The organism is Cupriavidus sp. 96C5-1 (genome assembly GCF_057798855.1).
Window position 1 is genome coordinate 86,145 of the sequence record NZ_JBYOJU010000030.1, and the last position, 18,350, is coordinate 104,494.

16 protein-coding genes are annotated in these 18,350 nt (G+C 67.6%); 10 read left to right on the forward strand and 6 right to left on the reverse strand.

Features of this window, described 5'->3' with window-relative positions; translation table 11 throughout:
• The first annotated feature begins 220 nt into the window (after positions 1 to 220).
• Both AC3FOF_RS28175 and AC3FOF_RS28180 read left to right on the forward strand, forming a co-directional pair.
• Positions 221 to 1,042 (forward strand): AzlC family ABC transporter permease, encoded by an 822-nt coding sequence (locus AC3FOF_RS28175; protein WP_488728468.1) that lies wholly within the window; start codon positions 221 to 223, stop codon positions 1,040 to 1,042.
• A complete protein-coding gene (locus tag AC3FOF_RS28180; RefSeq protein WP_276264358.1) occupies positions 1,039 to 1,362 on the forward strand; it encodes an AzlD domain-containing protein in 324 nt (107 codons plus the stop codon). Before AC3FOF_RS28175 ends, AC3FOF_RS28180 begins: the two co-directional genes overlap by 4 nt.
• 63 nt (positions 1,363 to 1,425) lie before the next feature.
• Here AC3FOF_RS28180 and AC3FOF_RS28185 read toward each other — a convergent pair whose 3' ends face one another.
• Positions 1,426 to 2,565: a helix-turn-helix transcriptional regulator gene (locus tag AC3FOF_RS28185; RefSeq protein WP_488728469.1), complete on the reverse strand. Its 1,140-nt coding sequence runs from the start codon at positions 2,563 to 2,565 to the stop codon at positions 1,426 to 1,428.
• Positions 2,566 to 2,906: 341 nt separating this feature from the next.
• Here AC3FOF_RS28185 and AC3FOF_RS28190 point away from each other — a divergent pair, with 341 nt between their 5' ends.
• From AC3FOF_RS28190 to AC3FOF_RS28225, 8 genes are all read left to right on the forward strand, one after another.
• The gene (locus AC3FOF_RS28190; RefSeq protein WP_488728470.1) at positions 2,907 to 4,115 is read left to right on the forward strand and encodes a phosphoglycerate kinase; all 1,209 of its coding nucleotides are present in this window, start codon (positions 2,907 to 2,909) and stop codon (positions 4,113 to 4,115) included.
• A gap of 16 nt (positions 4,116 to 4,131) precedes the next feature.
• On the forward strand, positions 4,132 to 5,049 hold the full coding sequence (locus AC3FOF_RS28195; protein ID WP_276264355.1) for a DUF4349 domain-containing protein: 918 nt from the start codon (positions 4,132 to 4,134) through the stop codon (positions 5,047 to 5,049).
• 13 nt (positions 5,050 to 5,062) lie between these two features.
• Positions 5,063 to 6,499, forward strand: coding sequence for a pyruvate kinase (pyk, locus tag AC3FOF_RS28200; protein ID WP_017227168.1), 1,437 nt, complete (start codon positions 5,063 to 5,065; stop codon positions 6,497 to 6,499).
• Between the two features lie 167 nt (positions 6,500 to 6,666).
• The gene (gene fba, locus AC3FOF_RS28205) at positions 6,667 to 7,731 is read left to right on the forward strand and encodes a class II fructose-bisphosphate aldolase (RefSeq protein WP_017227169.1); all 1,065 of its coding nucleotides are present in this window, start codon (positions 6,667 to 6,669) and stop codon (positions 7,729 to 7,731) included.
• A gap of 155 nt (positions 7,732 to 7,886) precedes the next feature.
• Positions 7,887 to 8,795: a phosphoribosylaminoimidazolesuccinocarboxamide synthase gene (locus AC3FOF_RS28210; RefSeq protein ID WP_488728471.1), complete on the forward strand. Its 909-nt coding sequence runs from the start codon at positions 7,887 to 7,889 to the stop codon at positions 8,793 to 8,795.
• A gap of 202 nt (positions 8,796 to 8,997) precedes the next feature.
• Positions 8,998 to 9,495, forward strand: coding sequence for a 5-(carboxyamino)imidazole ribonucleotide mutase (purE, locus tag AC3FOF_RS28215; protein WP_017227172.1), 498 nt, complete (start codon positions 8,998 to 9,000; stop codon positions 9,493 to 9,495).
• 54 nt (positions 9,496 to 9,549) lie between these two features.
• Positions 9,550 to 10,794 (forward strand): 5-(carboxyamino)imidazole ribonucleotide synthase, encoded by a 1,245-nt coding sequence (locus tag AC3FOF_RS28220; protein ID WP_017227173.1) that lies wholly within the window; start codon positions 9,550 to 9,552, stop codon positions 10,792 to 10,794.
• Between the two features lie 156 nt (positions 10,795 to 10,950).
• Positions 10,951 to 11,937 carry an L-threonylcarbamoyladenylate synthase gene (locus AC3FOF_RS28225; RefSeq protein ID WP_488728472.1) on the forward strand — a complete coding sequence of 329 codons (987 nt, stop codon included), beginning with the start codon at positions 10,951 to 10,953 and terminating at the stop codon, positions 11,935 to 11,937.
• An 852-nt stretch (positions 11,938 to 12,789) separates the two neighbouring features.
• Here the strand turns inward: AC3FOF_RS28225 and dacB are convergent.
• The 5 genes from dacB to AC3FOF_RS28250 all read right to left on the reverse strand — a co-directional run bounded on the left by dacB (position 12,790) and on the right by AC3FOF_RS28250 (position 18,105).
• Positions 12,790 to 14,331 (reverse strand): D-alanyl-D-alanine carboxypeptidase/D-alanyl-D-alanine endopeptidase, encoded by a 1,542-nt coding sequence (gene dacB / locus AC3FOF_RS28230; protein ID WP_276269054.1) that lies wholly within the window; start codon positions 14,329 to 14,331, stop codon positions 12,790 to 12,792.
• Positions 14,332 to 14,375: 44 nt separating this feature from the next.
• Positions 14,376 to 14,963: a MarR family winged helix-turn-helix transcriptional regulator gene (locus AC3FOF_RS28235; protein WP_488728473.1), complete on the reverse strand. Its 588-nt coding sequence runs from the start codon at positions 14,961 to 14,963 to the stop codon at positions 14,376 to 14,378.
• A gap of 79 nt (positions 14,964 to 15,042) precedes the next feature.
• A complete protein-coding gene (locus AC3FOF_RS28240; protein ID WP_276269056.1) occupies positions 15,043 to 15,552 on the reverse strand; it encodes a DUF3237 domain-containing protein in 510 nt (169 codons plus the stop codon).
• A complete protein-coding gene (locus AC3FOF_RS28245; protein WP_488728474.1) occupies positions 15,549 to 16,763 on the reverse strand; it encodes an ABC transporter substrate-binding protein in 1,215 nt (404 codons plus the stop codon). Before AC3FOF_RS28245 ends, AC3FOF_RS28240 begins: the two co-directional genes overlap by 4 nt.
• 61 nt (positions 16,764 to 16,824) lie before the next feature.
• Positions 16,825 to 18,105, reverse strand: a complete 1,281-nt coding sequence (locus tag AC3FOF_RS28250; RefSeq protein WP_488728475.1) for a flavin-dependent oxidoreductase — start codon at positions 18,103 to 18,105, stop codon at positions 16,825 to 16,827.
• Positions 18,106 to 18,350 lie beyond the last annotated feature (245 nt).

The following is an 18,350-nucleotide window of genomic DNA, read 5'->3' on the forward strand; positions in this document are numbered from 1 at the left end:
CAGATACAGACGCCCCCGCGGCCAGCGCCGCGGGGGCGTTTTCTTTTGTCCATCCTCGGCAAGAGACCTTCCGCGCAGCGCCGTCCGCCTGATATTAAGTGGCTGCTTACGAGTCAGCGGACTGGCCCTATAATGAGGCCTTGCCCGCGGTCCCCCGCCGGCCCGTTCGTCGCGGGCCGGTCCTTGCGGCGGCGGCGCTGTCCTCTCCCTATCTCCAGACATGACATTCCGAACGCCCCAGGCCTTGCTCCGCCCCTGGCATCGTATTGCCCCGGCCGAGCGGGCCGGCTTTTTCGAGGGCGCGCGCTATTTCGCGCCGTCTTTGCCCGCGGTGTTTTCCTGGGGGCTGGTGACCGGCGTCGCCATGAGCAAGTCGGTGATGAGCGTGCCCGAGGCCATCGGCATGTCGCTGCTGGTCTATGCGGGCTCGGCCCAGTTGTCCGTGCTGCCGCTGTTCGCGGCCGGCCTGCCGCTTTGGACGGTCTGGCTGACCGCCGCCATCGTCAACCTGCGTTTCGTCATCTTCAGCGCCGGGCTGCAGCCGCACTTCAGCTACCTGCCGCTGTGGCGCCGTACGCTGCTGGGCTCCTTCAATGGCGACCTGCATTTCGTGTATTTCATGCAACGCTATGCCATGCCGGGCTACGAGCCAGGCAAGGAAGGCTACTTCTGGGGCATGGCGCTGACCAACTTCGCCATGTGGCAGGTTTCGTCCATCATCGGCATTGTGCTGGCCAGCGTCTTCCCCGATAGCTGGGGCCTGGCCCTGGCCGGCACCCTGGCGCTGATCCCGGTGATGGTTTCCACCGTGAACTCGCGTTCCACGCTGCTGGCGGTGGCGGTGGCCGCGACCCTGGCGCTGCTGTGCTTCGACCTGCCTTACCGGCTTGGCCTGGTGGCGGCGGTGGTGGGCGCCATCGCGGCCGGCATGGCCAGCGACGAACTGGCGGCCCGCGCGACCCTGCGCGGGATCCGCAGCCGCAAGGCGGCACATGCGCAGGCTGCGGCGCACCCGGTGCATTCGGCGGAGGACCGGGCATGAGCCATCTCGAGATCTGGATCGCGCTGGTGGGCATGGCGGTGGTGACCATCGTCACCCGCGCGCTGTTCCTGATGGCGGGCGAGCGCGTGACCGTGCCGGACCGTATCCAGCGCGCGCTGCGCTACGCGCCGGCGGCGGCGCTGGCGGCCATCATCCTGCCCGACCTGATGACCTGGCAGGGGCATTTCACAGTGGCCCCGGGCAATTACAAGCTGGTGGCCGGGGCGGTTGCCCTGGTGTTCTACCTGCTGACGCGGCGCATGCTGGGGATGATCGCGGCCGGGATGGCGGTCTACACCGGGCTGCGCCTGCTCGCCTGAGCGGCAAGTCCGCGCCATGGTCCGCCAACCGGGCCAGGCGATGTCCAGCCCGGCGGGCGCCGCCTAGGCAGGGCCTGAACCCGCTCCGGTGCCGGCATCGCCGGCGGGCTCGAGCGCCGTGCCCAGCTGGGTCAGCAGGCGCGCCAGCCGGGCCTGGGTACCGGTACCCGTCTTGAGGAAGACCGCCTTGAGCTGGCTGCGGGCGGTTTCATGCCGCACGCCCAGGCGCTCGCTGGCTTCGGGCAGGCCCATGCCGGTGGTCAGCAGGCTGGCCAGCCGGATCTCCGCCGGGGTCAGGCCGTAGAGCTCGCGCAGCACGCGCGGGAGTTGCGCCGGCGACTGCGCATCCTCGTGGATGACGGCCAGCGCCGTGGGCTTTTGCCAGGGGCTGGCAAAGATGTGCGACGGCGGTAGCGGCAGCACGATCACCTGTGCGCAGCTGCCATCGGCATGGCGGGCCAGTGCCGCCTGCGCCGCCACCGCGCTGCCTGGCGCGCAGGCGGCGGCCACCATGTCGGCCAGCGGGCGCGACATCTGCCATTCGCCGGTCTTGCCAGAGGGGTCCAGCCGCCGCACCCAGCGCTCGCCGATACCGTTGCTCAGCAAGACGCGGCGCGCGGCCGAATAGGCAATCACGCCGAACGACAGGCGTTCCAGTATCTGCCCCGAGAGCTGCGCGAGCGTCGACAGCCCGATGGTGCGCTCACGCATGGCCATGGCGCTGCGCATATGGGGCAGCGCCCAGTCCAGCGCCCTGGTGTCGGTCTCGGTGAACACGCCTTGCGAGAACGAGCGCTGCAGCGAGAAATACACCTCGTAGTGTGGCTGCCGTTCCACCAGGCAGGCGGCGTAAGAGCACAGGTCGAAGCGGTGGAGGAAGTCGCGGTAGAACGGGCTGCGCTGCATCGAACCTTCGCCGAAATCGCGAGCGTCGACGTACCACTGCCCGGGCGACAGCTTGTGGGCGAACAGCTTGCCCGGGTCCAGTTCGTGGAATTCGTTTTCGTAGGCGCTGAACAGTTCCCGCACCGGGCGCACCGTTTCGTTGACCGTCATCAGGTCGCGATCGGTGTCCCGCATGATCATCGAAGCGTGCGCGCTGCCCACGATGCCGCTCATGGCAAGCAGGCTTTGCTGCCATGCCTGCGCGTCGAGAATCCCCTCGTACAAGCCACGGATTGCCCCGTGCATGTCTTCATTCATGATTACCCCTGCCTTCGCGACCAACGGCATTAGCCGGGTGGCGCCGACGCTGCTTCTGGCTCAGCGCGTTCGGCTCCCCTGCCTTGGGTCCCGTCTTGGGCGGGCCTCTGGCTATGTTCTTGTGCGCATAACTTGCACGCTTTCCATCAGCCTACGAGACCGTGCCGGATTGTCGCACCCCTCTTTCAGGGGGACTGTTCGGGGTGCGCCGCGTATCGCTCGCCGCATGTGGCGAAAGCGGCACCCTTCCTCGGTGGCATCATGGGCCCATTCCCGCAAAATGGCCCTTGCGATCAGGTAAAATGCCGATTTTCCCCGATTTTTGCTCCCAGCCAACCGCCATGACCTCTGTCCTGCGTCTTTCCGATCTCATCTCCGAAGGCAAAATTGCCGGCAAGCGTGTTTTTATCCGTGCCGACCTGAACGTGCCGCAGGATGACGCCGGCAATATTACCGAAGACACCCGCATCCGCGCCTCGGTGCCGGCGATCGAGGCCTGCCTGGCGGCCGGCGCCGCCGTGATGGTGACGTCGCACCTGGGCCGCCCGACCGAGGGCGAGTTCAAGCCCGGGGATTCGCTGGCGCCGGTCGCCCAGCGCCTTGGCGAACTGCTCGGCAAGCCGGTCAAGCTGGTGCAGAACTGGGTCGACGGCACCGGCGAGGTCAGCCAGGTCAAGCCCGGTGAAGTGGTGCTGCTGGAAAACTGCCGCGTCAACAAGGGCGAGAAGAAGAACAGCGACGAACTGGCGCAGAAGATGGCAAGGCTGTGCGATGTCTATGTGAACGACGCCTTCGGCACCGCGCACCGCGCCGAGGCCACCACCCATGGCATCGCCAGGTATGCGCCCGTCGCCTGCGCCGGCCCGTTGCTGGCGGCCGAGATCGATGCGCTGGGCAAGGCTCTGGGCCAGCCGGCGCGTCCGCTGGTGGCCATCGTCGCCGGCTCCAAGGTTTCCACCAAGCTGACCATCCTCAAATCGCTGGCCAGCAAGGTGGACAACCTGATCGTCGGTGGCGGCATCGCCAATACCTTCATGCTGGCGGCCGGGCTCAAGATCGGCAAGTCGCTGGCCGAGGCCGACCTGGTGGGCGACGCCCGCGCCATCATCGACATCATGGCCGCACGCGGCGCCTCGGTGCCGATCCCGGTGGACGTGGTGTGCGCCAAGGAATTCAGCGCCAGCGCCACCGCCACCGTCAAGGATGCACGCGACGTGGCCGACGACGACATGATCCTGGATATCGGTCCCAAGACCGCCCGGATGCTGGCCGAGCAGCTCAAGGCCGCCGGTACCATCGTGTGGAACGGCCCGGTCGGCGTGTTCGAGTTCGACCAGTTCAGCAACGGCACGCAGGTGCTGGCGCAGGCCATCGCCGAGTCCAAGGCCTTTTCGATCGCCGGTGGCGGCGATACCCTGGCGGCGATCGCCAAGTACGGCATTGCTGACCGCGTGGGCTATATCTCCACCGGCGGTGGCGCCTTCCTGGAGTTCCTGGAAGGCAAGAAGCTGCCCGCCTTCGAGGTGCTGGAACAGCGCGCGGCAGGCTGAGGTGCGGGGTTTCCGCGTGAATGGCGCGCGCCTGGACGGCGCGCGCGGCCTGGCGGCATTGCTGCTGGCCGGGGCGTTGCTGGCCCTGGCCGCGTGCGGCCGCTCGGGCAACGGGCCCGAAGGGCGCCCACCGGCGGCCCCTGCCGCCGCGGGCATGCCCGCGGCCGAACTGGCGCGCGCGCAGGGTGGCGCCCAGGGCGAGCAGCAGGAGGCGGAACGCCGCTACCTGGCGCTCAAGTACGCGCTGACGGTGGAAAACACCGCAGAAGCGCTGGAAGGCGGCTGGAAGAGCGTGGTGGAACGCTGCCAGGCGCTGGGCTGCGAATTGCTGGAGGCCGGCTTCACGCGCAGCCGCGATGGCGCGCCGCCGCGCGGCGAACTGCGCGCGCGCGTCGCGCCCAAGTCCCTGCCCGATCTGCTGAAGGCGGCGGAGCAGGGCGGCACCGTGGTATCCAACACGGTATCGAGCGAGGACAAGACCGACCAGGTGATCGATGCCGAGGCGCGCATCAAGAACACCACGGAGTTGCGCGACCGCCTGCGCGCCATGCTGCAGAACGCGCGCGGCCCGCTGCGCGACGTGATCGAACTGGAGCGCGAGCTGGCGCGCGTGCAGGCCGAGCTGGACACCATCAACGGCCTGCGCAAGCTGCTGGCGGCGCAGACCGACCGCAACGAGGTCCATATCGACTTCGTCGCGCGCGAGAGCTTCGTCAGCCAGCGCAAGGTGTCGCCGCTGCGCGAAGCCTATAACGATATTGCCGGGCTGTTCCTCGGCAGCCTGGCCATGCTGATCCGCGTGGCCGCCGGTGCGCTGCCGTGGTTGCTGGTCGGCGTGCCATTGCTGTGGCTGGCGCTGGCCTGGCGCCGGCGCCGCGCGGCGCGCAGGAAACAGGCCTTGCCGGCGCCGCCGGACGGCGCTGGCTCTCGATAAGGAAAACAAGCTAATGACCCGCTCGACCAAGATCGTTGCCACCATCGGCCCCGCTTCCAGCACGCTGGAGATGCTCACGCGCATGATCGCGGCCGGAGTCGATGTGGTACGCCTGAACTTCTCCCATGGCAAGGCCGAGGACCATATCGAGCGCGCCCGCCTGGTGCGGGAGGCGGCCAGGACCTGCGGCCGGGAGGTCGCCATCATGGCCGACCTGCAGGGACCGAAGATCCGCGTCGGCAAGTTCGAGCACGGCAAGATCACGCTGCATCCCGGCGAGCCGTTCATCCTCGATTCCACCTGCACCCTGGGCAACCAGGAGCGCGCCGGCCTGGACTACGAAGACCTGCCGCGCGACGTGGGTCCCGGCGACCTGCTGCTGCTCAACGACGGCCTGATCGTGCTGGTGGTGGACCGCGTGCTTGGCCACGAGATCTTCACCACGGTGCGCATCGGCGGCGAGCTGTCCAACAACAAGGGCATCAACCGCCAGGGCGGCGGCTTGTCGGCGCCGGCGCTGACCGCCAAGGACATGGAGGACATCAAGACCGCCATGGCGCTGGGCGCGGATTATGTCGCGGTGAGCTTTCCCAAGAACGCCACCGATATGGAAATGGCGCGCCAGCTCGCCGCGGTGGCCGGGCAGCCGCACCAGCACAAGGCCCGCATGATCGCCAAGATCGAGCGCGCCGAGGCGATCCGCCCAGGCGTGCTGGAGGAGATCCTGCAGGCATCCGACGGCATCATGGTGGCGCGTGGCGACCTGGCCGTGGAAGTCGGCAACGCGGCCGTGCCGGCGCTGCAAAAGCGCATGATCCGGCTGGCGCGCGAAGCCAACAAGCTGACCATCACCGCCACCCAGATGATGGAGAGCATGATCGTCAACGCGGTGCCGACCCGCGCCGAGGTGTCGGACGTCGCCAATGCCGTGCTGGACGGCACCGACGCCGTGATGCTGTCGGCCGAGACCGCCGCCGGCCGCTATCCGGTGGAAACCGTGGAAGCCATGGCCGCGGTCTGCGTCGAGGCCGAGAAATCCGAGGTGGTCCAGCTCGACACCGATTTCCTGAACCAGACCTTTGGCCGCATCGACCAGTCGATCGCCATGGGCGCCTTGTTCACCGCCTATCATTTGCAGGTGAAGGCCATTGCCGCGCTGACCGATTCCGGGGCCACCGCGCTGTGGATGAGCCGGCACCGCATCCATGTGCCGATCTATGCGATGACGCCCAACCTGGCGTCGCAGCGCAAGATGCAGCTCTACCGCAATGTGGTGCCGCTGCCGCTGGAGGCCAGCGCCGACCGCGATACGGCGCTGGAGCAGGCCGAGGAACTGCTGCTGTCGCGCGGCGTGGTGCAGCGCGGCGATTTTATCGTGCTGACGATCGGCGAGCCGATGGGCCAGCCGGGCGGTACCAATACGCTGAAGATCGTCCGGGTCGGCGCCTGATGTGTGCCGCGCCGGACAGACAGCCGGCGCCCGCACGCGCAGGATAAGCCGCACGCGACCCATCGAGGACGCGACCGGACGAATACGCCAATACGCGAATACGCGAATACGCCAATACGCCAATAAACGAATACCGGGACACCCCATTCTTTCTTTAGGAGTTTGACATGCCACTCGTATCGATGCGCCAGCTGCTCGACCACGCCGCCGAAAACGGCTACGGTCTGCCGGCTTTCAACGTGAACAACCTGGAACAGGTTCAGGCCATCATGCAGGCCGCCGACGAAGTCAATGCGCCGGTGATCATGCAAGCCTCCGCAGGCGCCCGCAAGTATGCCGGCGAGCACTTCCTGCGCCACCTGATCGAAGCCGCGGTGCAAGCCTACCCGCATATCCCGGTGGTGATGCACCAGGATCACGGCCAGTCCCCGGCCATCTGCCAGGCCGCGATCGACCTGGGTTTCTCCTCGGTGATGATGGATGGCTCGCTGCGTGAAGACGGCAAGACCCCGTCCGACTACGAGTACAACATCGACGTGACCCGCAAGGTGGTGCAGCTGTCGCATGCCATCGGCGTCACCGTGGAAGGCGAACTCGGCTGCCTGGGCTCGCTCGAGACCGGCGAAGCCGGCGAGGAAGACGGCATCGGCGCCGAAGGCAAGCTGGACCACTCCATGCTGCTGACCGACCCGGAACAGGCCGCCGACTTCGTCAAGGCCACCCAGCTCGACGCGCTGGCCATCGCCATCGGCACCTCGCACGGCGCCTACAAGTTCACCCGCAAGCCCACCGGCGACATCCTGGCGATCAGCCGCATCAAGGAAATCCACGCCCGCATCCCCAACACCCACCTGGTGATGCACGGCTCGTCCTCGGTACCGCAGGAACTGCTGGAAGAGATCCGCCAGTTCGGCGGCGACATGAAGGAAACCTACGGCGTGCCGGTCGAGGAAATCCAGGAAGCCATCAAGTACGGCGTGCGCAAGATCAATATCGACACCGATATCCGTCTGGCCATGACCGGCGCGATTCGCCGCTTCTTCGCCGAGAACCCCAGCAAGTTCGATCCGCGCGAGTACCTGAAGCCGGCCCGCGAAGCCGCCAAGCTGGTCTGCAAGGCACGCTACATCGCCTTCGGTTGCGAAGGCCAGGCCGGCAAGATCAAGCCGGTCTCGCTCGACGCCATCGCCCAGCAGTACAAGTCGGGCGCGCTGGCCCAGGTCGTGCAGTAAGCAGAACCCGTGCCGTCCCCGCGTGAATCCCGTGAAAAGGACCAGCGCGGGGACGACGCTTTTCAGGCCCCGGCGCTGCTTGCCGGGGCCCGAGAGGCGCTAACAAAATGGAGCGAGGCCGCTTCATTCTCTTAGTGCCTCCTATCGGAACCACCATGTCGAACGCTCTCTATCAGTCCTCCATCACTTCGCTGCCGCTGCTCGGCCACGGCAAGGTCCGCGACAACTACGCCGTCGGCGACGACAAGCTGCTGATCGTCACCACCGACCGCCTGTCGGCCTTCGACGTCATCCTGGGCGAGCCGATCCCGGCCAAGGGCCGCGTGCTCAACCAGATGGCCAACTTCTGGTTCAAGAAGCTGGCCCACATTGTCCCCAACCACGAGACCGGTGTCAGCGCCGAGAGCGTGGTGAGCCCGGCCGAGATCGAGCAGGTGCAAGGCCGCGCGGTGGTGGTCAAGCGCCTCAAGCCCATCCTGGTGGAAGCCGTGGTGCGCGGCTACCTGGCCGGCAGCGGCTGGAAGGACTACCAGGCGACCGGCAGCGTGTGCGGCGTCGAGCTGCCGGTTGGCCTGCAGAATGCGCAGAAGCTGCCGGAGCCGATCTTCACCCCGGCCGCCAAGGCCGAGATGGGCGAGCACGACGAGAACATCTCCTTTGCCGAGACGGAAGCGCGCATCGGCGCCGACCTGGCGCGCCAGATGCGCGACATCTCGATCCGCCTGTACAAGGAAGCGGCCGACTACGCAGCCACGCGCGGCATCATCATCGCCGATACCAAGTTCGAATTCGGCCTGGACGAGAACGGCACGCTGACGCTGATGGACGAAGTGCTGACCGCCGATTCCTCGCGCTTCTGGCCCGCCGATTCGTACCAGGTCGGCACCAATCCGCCGTCCTTCGACAAGCAGTTCGTGCGCGACTGGCTGGAAGCCGTGCGCATCGACGGCAAGCCCTGGCCCAAGACCGCCCCGGCGCCGGCCCTGCCTGCCGACGTGATCGAGAAGACTGCCGCCAAGTACCGCGAGGCGCTGACGCGCCTGACCGGCGAGGAACTGCAGTAATTCTTGAAGGCGGCGCGGGCGGCGACGCTGGCCGAAGCCGGCAGGATGCGCCAGCGTCGCTTGAAGTGCCTGACGATGTTTACTCCCTCTCCCCCCGGCCCCTCCCGCCGCGCGGGAGAGGGGAGCAGACCGCGGCAAGGCGAAGGTTGGCGCGATGACGATGACTGGTCGGCACGCGCCAGACGATAATTAAGGATTTGACGTGAGCAATACAGCCAAGCCGCTGGTCGGCGTTGTGATGGGCAGCAGTTCCGACTGGGACGTGATGCAGAACGCGGTCGCCATGCTGAAGGATTTCGGCGTGCCCTTCGAGGCGCGCGTGGTGTCCGCCCACCGCATGGCCGACGATATGTTCGAGTACGCCGCCACCGCGCGCGAACGCGGCCTGCGCGCCATCATCGCCGGTGCCGGCGGTGCCGCCCACCTGCCTGGCATGATCGCCGCCAAGACCATCGTGCCGGTGTTCGGCGTGCCGGTGCCGTCGCGCTACCTGCGCGGCGAGGATTCGCTGCTGTCGATCGTGCAGATGCCCAAGGGCGTGCCGGTCGCCACCTTCGCCATCGGCGAGGCCGGCGCCGCCAATGCCGCGCTGCACGCCATCGCCACCCTGGCCACCACCGACGACGCGCTGGCCGCGGCGCTGGAAGCGTTCCGCGCCAAGCAGACCGAAGCTGCGCGCGCGATGACGCTGCCGGTATAAGGCGCCAGCACTACCAGACCAGCTCAAAAGCCCTCGAATCCGGAAAGACGCGCCATGCCCACCGATATCCATCCCCACCTGGTCGAAGCCCACACGCCGGAGTCGCGTGCCGAGTTCGGCATCGACAGTCCCAGCGCACCGGTGCTGCCCGGCGCCTGGCTTGGCATGCTGGGCGGCGGCCAGCTCGGCCGCATGTTCGCCCATGCCGCGCAGTCGATGGGCTACAAGGTCTGCGTGCTCGATCCGGACCAGGACAGCCCGGCCGGCTCGATCGCCGAGAAGCACATCTGCGCGCCTTATACCGACGAGGCCGCGCTGGCCGAGATGGCAACGCTGTGCCCGGCGGTGACCACCGAATTCGAGAACGTGCCGTCGTTGTCGCTCGACCGGCTCGAACAGCTCGGTGCCTTCGTGGCGCCGCGCGGCTATTGCGTGTCGATCGCGCAGAACCGCATCGGCGAGAAGAAGTTCTTCGCCTCCTGCGCCGAGCGCACCGGCGTGCCCACGGCCCCGCACTGGGTGATCCAGCACGACGCCGACGTCGACCAGCTGCCGGAGCACCTGCTGCCCGGCATCCTGAAGACAGCCCGCATGGGCTACGACGGCAAGGGCCAGGCCCGCGTCAAGACCCGCGAAGACGTGCGTGCCGCCTGGCGCGCCATGCAGCATGTGCCCTGCGTGCTGGAGCAGATGCTGCCGCTGGCCTACGAGGTCTCGGTGCTGGCCGCGCGTGCCGCGGACGGCACTACCGCCACCTGGCCGCTGGCCGAGAACGTGCACCGCGACGGCATCCTGTTCTCCACCGTGATGCCCGCCACCAGCGTCTCCGACGAGATCGCCGCGCGGGCCCGCGCCGCCGCCGCCACCATCACCACCGAAATGGGCTATGTGGGCGTGCTGTGCATCGAGTTCTTCGTGCTGACCGACGGCTCGCTGATCGCCAACGAAATGGCGCCGCGCCCGCACAACTCCGGCCACATCACCATGGATGCCTGCGAGACCAGCCAGTTCGAACAGCAGGTGCGCGCCATGGCACGCCTGCCGCTGGGCAGCACGCGGCAGCATTCGGCCGGCAAGATGCTTAACCTGCTGGGCGATGCGTGGTTCGAGTTCGGCCTGGAGCGCACGCCGGCCTGGGACGAAGTGGTGGCGCAGCCGGGCGCCAAGCTGCACCTGTACGGCAAGAGCGATGCGCGCCCCTCGCGCAAGATGGGGCACGTCAACTGCGTGGGTGGCGAGGCGGCCGACGCCGGGCGCGCTTTCGATGCCGCGCTGAAGGCGTTGCATATCGCGCCCTGATTGCCTCGCCCTGGTCTCAGCGCCCTGAAGGGGCGCCACGCGGGCTCGCTGCCGTGGGCCCGCGGGCCGGAAACCCGCCACGTATTGGCGCATTGCCTGCTATATAGTTTCACTGCTTTATCGCTTTATCGCTTCGCCTACCTGCAGAGATTCCCGATGTCGCGCATGCCCACGTCCGCCGAACTTGACCAAGCGGTCCAACTGCTGGAGGCCGGCGAGCTGGTCGCCTTTCCCACCGAGACGGTCTACGGCCTCGGCGCCGACGCGGAAAACCCCCAGGCCATCGCCCGCATCTACGCGGCCAAGGGCCGCCCGACCGGCCATCCGATCATCGTGCACGTGGTGGACGGCGGCGACATCAGCTACTGGGTCGACGACGTACCGCCGGCCGCGCAGCAACTGATCGATGCCTTCTGGCCCGGCCCGCTCACGCTGATCCTCAAGCGCGCCGCCCATATCCCCGCGGCGGTGGCGGGCGGCCAGGACAGCATCGGCCTGCGCTGCCCCTCGCACCCGGTCGCGCAGGCGCTGCTGGCCCGCTTCAAGCGCGGGCGCGGCGGCATCGCCGCGCCGTCCGCCAACAAGTTCGGGCAGGTCAGCCCGACCACGGCCCAGCATGTGCGCGACGAGTTCGGCGACAGCGTCTTTGTGCTGGAAGGGGATGGCGTGGAGGTCGGGATCGAATCGACCATCGTCGACCTGTCGCGGCTGGAACAGGGCATCGGCCCGGTGTTGCTGCGCCCCGGCGCGATCACGCCGGCCATGATGGCGCAGGTGCTTGGCGTGATGCCCTTGCCCCCGGACGCGGCGGCGCCGCGTGCTTCCGGTACGCTCAAGGCGCACTATGCGCCGCACACGCCGCTGGCCTTGTCGTCTGCCGCCGACTTGCCGGCGCAGCTAGCCGACCTGCCGGCCGACGCCAGGGTGGCCTGGGTTGGCCAGCAGGCGGCTGCCGATCCGCGCTGCGTCTGGGTGCAGGCGCCTGCCGACGCGGAATCCTATGCGCGGGAGCTTTACCGTTTGTTGCGGAGGCTGGATAGGGAGGGGTATGGGCGGCTGGTGTTCGAGGCCTTGCCGGCTGGGCATGAGTGGGAGGGGGTTCGGGATCGCTTGCAGCGGGCTGCTGCTGCGTTTGGGGGGTGATGGGTTTAGGGTTTGACTGCAACTGCAACTGATTAACGGCCTAACGTCAAAGTCAAAATCAAAGTCAACGGCGGTTTCACCTCCCCTTCGGGGAGGCGACCTACTTTCTTGTCTTGCCAAGAAAGTAGGCAAAGAAGGCGCGCCGGATGGGGCTCAAAAACCCCTCTACTCCGCTCTTTTGAGCTGGCCACGAGGCGCCCCATACGGCATCCAACACCAACACGGCTCGCTTCGCATCGCGTGACAGGTGGCCCCTGGGGGCCTACGAAACCGGCGCTGTGTTTCCTGGTTCTGGATTGTGCAGATCTGGACCCTCGGTCATGTTTTGACCTGCTGCCTGCTCCGACTCCCCCCCGAATTACACACCTTCGTGTTCACCCGCAGAACGCTGCCGCCCGCCAACGATTCGGCGTAGCCGTGTGGCCCGCCCGCGGAGCGGGCCACACCCATGGCGATGCGAAGCGAGCCGTGGTGATACGGCTGCCCGTATGCGGCGCCTCGTCGTCGGGCCAAAAGAGCGGAGAAGAGGAGGCCATGTTTGAGTATCGCCTTAAGGCGATGCGAGTTTGGCCTCCGGCCGCTCTTTTGGTTCGACGACGAGGGGTCTTTCGCCGCATCCGGGTCGCCTTCTTTGCCTACTTTCTTGGCGAGACAAGAAAGTAGGTCGCCTCCCCGTAGGGGAGGTGAAACTGCCTTTGACGTTGACGTTGACGTTGACGTTGACGTTGACGTTGACGTTGACGTTGACGTTGACGTTGACGTTGACGTTGACGTTGACGTTGACGTTGACGTTAAGCCGTTAAGCCGTTAAGCCTTTGCAGTTACCCCCCTGCCCAAAAAAACAGCCAACCTTCACGGCGCACCCTGATAAACCCACTGCAACAACGCATCATGCGCATCCCGCGCCTGTGCCGCGTTCGCATGGTTGATATAACTCACCACCACATACCGATCCCCGTTCAAGGCATCGACATATCCCGCCAGCGCCCGTACGTCGGCAAGCGTGCCTGTTTTCATATAGGCATTGCCGGCGGCCCCGGCACGCGTCAGCCGGTTGCGCAGCGTGCCATCCACGCCCAGGATCGGCAGCGAATCGATCAGCACCGGTCCCACTTCGCTGGCCAGCGCCTGCTGTAGCAGGCGCGACATATCGTATGCGCTGATCCGTTCTTCGCGCGACAGCCCCGAGCCGTTGTCCAGCACCAGGTCCGGCATGTCCAGCCCCTGGCGGTTCAGCCAGCGCTGTACCACCTTGGCCGAGCGCGCGGTGCTGGCCGGGCCGCTGCGGTCGATTTCGGCGCCGATGGTCAGGTATAGCTGGCGCGCCATTACGTTGTTGGAGAACTTGTTGATGTCGCGCACGATCTCCGACAGCGGCTGGCCGTAGTGGCGCGCCAGCACGAAGGCGCCGCGCGGGACGCGGCCTACGCGCAGTGCCGGCTGGTGGGTGAAGCGCCCGCCGGCCAGCTGCCATTCGGCAACGAAGCCGCCCCAGGCGAACTCGTTGTGCGACAGCGTGGCGATATTCACCACGTGTTCGCCGCAGTCCGCGGCGTAGCTGCCGTCGAAGGAGGCCAGCACGGTGCCGTCGGCCTGCGGCGTGACCGACGGCCGGGCGCGCGCGGACCAGTCGCCGCATTTGCCGTTGGCGAGCGCGAGGCGGTTGTCGAGCTTGAGCTGCGCCAGCGCGGGAGTGACGGATACCGCAACCGACTGGGTGGCCGGCTCGGGCGTGATGGTGAAGGACAGCGTCTTGAACGAATACAGCAACGCGTCCGGGCTGACGTTGTAGGCGCGCTGGGTTTCTCCGTCGATGGTGCCGCCGGTACCGATGGAAGGATCGAAGAAGCTGCGGTCCAGCACCAGGTCGCCGTTGATGGTGGTGGCGCCCGTGGCGCGCGCGGTGGCTACCAGCTTGGCCATTTCTTCAGGCACCAGCTTGGGATCGCCATGCCCGCGCAGGTAGATGCTGCCGTTGATGGTGCCGTCGGGGCCGGGCTGGCTGTCGGCGTAGAGCGTGGTCTGCCAGCGGTAGGCGGGGCCGAGCAATTGCAGGCCGGCGAAGGTGGTGACCAGCTTCATGGTCGAAGCCGGGTTCATCGGCGCCTGCGCGTTCCAGCTGGCCCGCGGCGCGTGCGCGCCGACCTTGATCACATAGAAGCTGGTGGCGGAGGCCGGCACATGGGCGCGCCGCAGCGCGGTCAGCACGCTGGCCGGCAGGCCTGAGCGCGCGGTGCCGGGCTCGGCGGCCGCGGCGGCAGTGTGGGTGGCCTTGGCTTTGTGGGCGGCGGGTTTGGCGGCGGCCGGCAGGCCGTGGATGCAGAGCAGCCCGGCGGCGCAAAGCGGCAGCAGGCGGCGAAGGAATGGGGAGCGGCGTTTCAGCATGGTGCCCATGTTAACGCATGGACATGGGGCAACGGATGACGCCGCGCCGAGATTTACACCGTGCCTGCCGGGTCCGGCTTCGTGGCGGGCGCGGGCTGTGCGAGCCGGCCGAGCAAGTCGCGCAGCGTGTCCTGCTGTTGCGGCGTCAACGCGGCTGCCACGCGTGCATCGTGTTCGCATACCGCAGCGGTGGCCGCCGCCAGCGTGCGGCGGCCGGCGGGTGTCAGCACCAGGCTGTAGGCGCGGCGGTCGTGCGGCGCGGGGCGGCGCGCCACCAGCTTCATCTCTTCCAGCGCGTCCACCAGCAGCACCGCGCCGGAACGCGCGATGCCCAGGATGCGGGCCAGCTCGGTCAGCTTGAGATGCGGATTGCGCGAGACGATGACCAGCGCGGAGAAGCGCGGCGGCGTGATATGCCACTGCGCCAGCGATTGCACGAAGTCTTCGTAGATGCGGATCTGCGCGCGGCGGATCGCGTAGCCGACCAGGCTGTCGAGCACGCCATAGTCGATGTCGGCCACATGCGCATCGAAGCCGCCGCTATCTGCCCGGCCGCCCGGTGATGCCGCATCGCGGGCGCCGGCGGGATTGGGGGCGAGGGCTTCGCGGCTGCGGCGCGGACGCGCCTTTGCTGTGGTCATGGGCCTTGGCGTTGGTGAGTGGAGAGCGTGCCGGCGCGCGCGCAGCGGCGGTCCGGTCTGCTGTGGTCCGGTGTCTAGTTTAGTTGACCTGAAAATACCGCATTTCCACCCGGTCGGGATGGCGTGCCCCGGTGGCCACGAACAGGTGCTGCATAAGCCAGCCATACTCCGGCGCCGCGGTTTCGAAACGCGGCGCGGTGCGGAAGTAGATCAGGCCTGGATCGATGGTCTCGCCGGCACCCAGGCGCGCGATCAGGTCGGCAGGACCGCTGCGCAAGCCGGCATTGACGATATAGATGCGGGCGCCGCCGGTGGTCTCCAGCACGTAGCGGGCTTCGATATCCGCCACGATGATGCCGTCGCCGGCGTCGCGCCGCACCAGTTGGAAATCCGCGCCGCCGGGCAGGATGCGTCCCTGCAGGCGGGGCCCGCGCACCTCGCCGTCCAGGATGGGAATCACGCGGCGGTTGCCCAGTGCGCTGGGGCCGACCTCGGTGACCGGCGCCAGCCGGAAGCTGAAGTCGGCCACATGCTCCAGCGTCGGCGACGGCAATGCGGCAAAAGCGGCGCAGGCGGATGGCACGGTCATTTCAGCAACTTCCAGTTGCCGTTGTCGATGGTCAGCATCACCCGGCCGCGCGTGTCGAAGCCGAAGTGATCCTGCGCGGTGTAGTTCAGCACGCCGTGCGAAACCACGATATTGCGCTCGCTTTCCAGCGCGGTCTTGAGCGCCTGGCGAAACGCCGGCGTGCCCGGCCTGGCCTGCCTGAGCGCCACCGGCACGATACGCTGCAGCACCAGCCCCGCATCGTAGGGATGGGCGCCGAACTGGGTGCGGCTGTCGGGCCCGTATTGCTTCTCGTAGCGGCTCACATAGTCCATTCCCGGCTTCTTCACGGCATTGCCGTCTGCCAGTTGCTCGGCCACGATCACCGGGCCCGCCGGCAGGATGGCGCCGTTGACGGCCTTGCCGCCGATGCGGATCAGGTCCTTGGTGGCGGCGCCGTGCGTGTGATAGACCGGGCCCGCATAGCCGCGCTCGCGCAGCGCGGTGTGGGGCAGGGCCGCGCCGGTGCCGGCACCGGCGATGAGCACGGCGTCGGGGCGGGCGGCGATCAGCTTGAGCGTTTGCGCGGTGACGCTGGTGTCCGAGCGCGCATAGCGCTCGGTGGCGACGAGGCGGATGCCGCGCGCGGTGGCGGCGGCGGTGAATTCCTTGAGCCAGGTTTCGCCATAGGCGTCGGCGAAGCCGATAAAGGCGATGGTCTTGACGCCCCTGGCGTGCGCGGCTTCCGCCACGGCTTGCGCCATCAGCCCGACGGGCTGCGCCAGGCGGTAGGTCCATTCGCCGCGGCCGGGCTTGAGTTCGATCGGCGAGAAGGCGAGCTGCACGGTCTGGCTTTCGTCGGCGACTTCGGCAATGGCGATCGAGGGGGCCACCGCCGAGGAGCCAAGGATGATGTCGACCTTGTCCTCGCTGACAAAGCGGCGCGCCACCTTGGTGGCCTGGGTGGGGTCGGAGCCGTCGTCCAGCACGATGTAGCGGATCTTCTCGCCGCCGATGGTCTCCGGCAGCAAGGGCATGCTGTTCTTCTGCGGAATGCCGAGCGAGGCCGAAGGGCCGGTCGACGAGATGCTGACGCCGACCGTCACGTCGGCCAGCGCGGGGGCGGCGCCGAGCGCGGCGGCAAGGGCTGCCGCCGCGCACCCGGTACGGACGCTGGCTGCGCGGCTTGCGGCGGCGGGCGGATTGGCGAGTCGGACAAGGCTGAGGCGCGGCACGATGTCTCCTGTATTCATTGACGCCGGCTTCTCACGGCCGGCCGGTAGGTAGATGACGGCAGACCGCCGGACGAAGCGGCTAGCGCGGCGTCGCCTGCAGCGACTGGCGGTCGAAGCCGGCCAGCTGCTTGTAGCGCAGCGCAATCGCTTCCAGCTCCGCGCGTGGAATCACAGCGTCGATATTGTCGAAACCTTGCGGCGCGCGCTGTTCGGCAAGCTGCATGACCTGTTCGGGCCCATTGAGACGGTTGCGCAGTACGATGGCCGCGGTGCGCGGCAGCCGTTCCGCCTCGTATTCGCGCAAGGCGTAGCCGGCGCCTTGCACGTCGCCCGGCGCGCCGTTGGCCAGCAGGCTGTCCATCAGGCAGCGCGCGTCCAGTATGGCTTGCGCGCTGCCGTTGGAGCCGATCGGGTACATCGGGTGGGCGGCGTCGCCCAGCAGCGTCACGCGGTCGAAGGTCCAGCGCGGCAGCGGGTCCTTGTCGACCATGGGGAATTCGTAGATGGCCTGCGCGCCGTCGATCAGCGCGGGAATATCGATCCAGTCCCACTGCCAGCCGGCAAAGGCCGCGCTGAACACGGACTTGCCGACCTGCTTGTTCCAGTCGCTGCGTGGCGGCGTATCCGAGACGTGATCGGGCACGCGCAGCTCGGCGATCCAGTTGACCAGCGAGCGTCCTTCGCGGCGCAATGGCTCGGAGATCGGGTAGGCCACGAACTTCTGGTCCTGGTGTCCGGCCATGAACATCGAGCTGCCGTCGAGATAGGGCGGCGCTTCGGTGACGGCCCGCCACAGCGTGCGGCGCGAGAAGCGCGGCGCATCGCCTTGCGGATAAAAGTGGCGGCGCACCGCGGAGTGGATGCCGTCGGCACCCACCAGTACATCGGCCCGGGCCGTGACCTGCGCGTTGTCGCTGCGCCGGCGCAGCGTGAACGCCACCGGATCGCCGGCACGGGCGCCGGTGCTCACCACGGATTCGAAAGCATGCCCGGTGTGCACGCGTTGTGCGCCCAGGCGTTCCACCACGGTGCGGTAGAGCAGCATCTGGAACTCGCCGCGGTGGATGGAGAACTGCGGCCAGTCGTAGCCCGCCGCGCGTCCGCGCGGCTCGTGCCAGATACGTTGGCCAAGCTTGTTGTAATAGGACAGCGACGAGGTCTGCACGGCCAGCGCGGCCAGTGCGTCATGCAGGCCGAGCTCGGCCAGCTCCCGCACCGCATGCGGCAGCAGGTTGATGCCCACGCCGAGCGGACGCAGCGCTTCGCTGGCTTCCCACACCTCGGCCTCGATGCCGTGCCGGTGGCAAAGCAGTGCCAGCGTCAGGCCGCCGATGCCGCCGCCGGCAATCGCGATCTTCATGATGTCGTCTCCTCGGCTTGTCATGGCTGGCCGCATCGCTCTCCAGGGCAGCGTCGGCGGCAAGCGGAATAATTGTTATGGAGTATAACTAAATGGCCGGACGCTTCAAGCGCCGCGAGATGCGGGGATACCCGCAAGGCGGCAGCCGTCGACGGGGTTTGTGGGAATCCTCTGACAGCGGATTCGGTGTGGGCCGGGTCGCGGCGTGCTGTATTGGCCTCCATACTGCTTGCGTATGCCGCGAT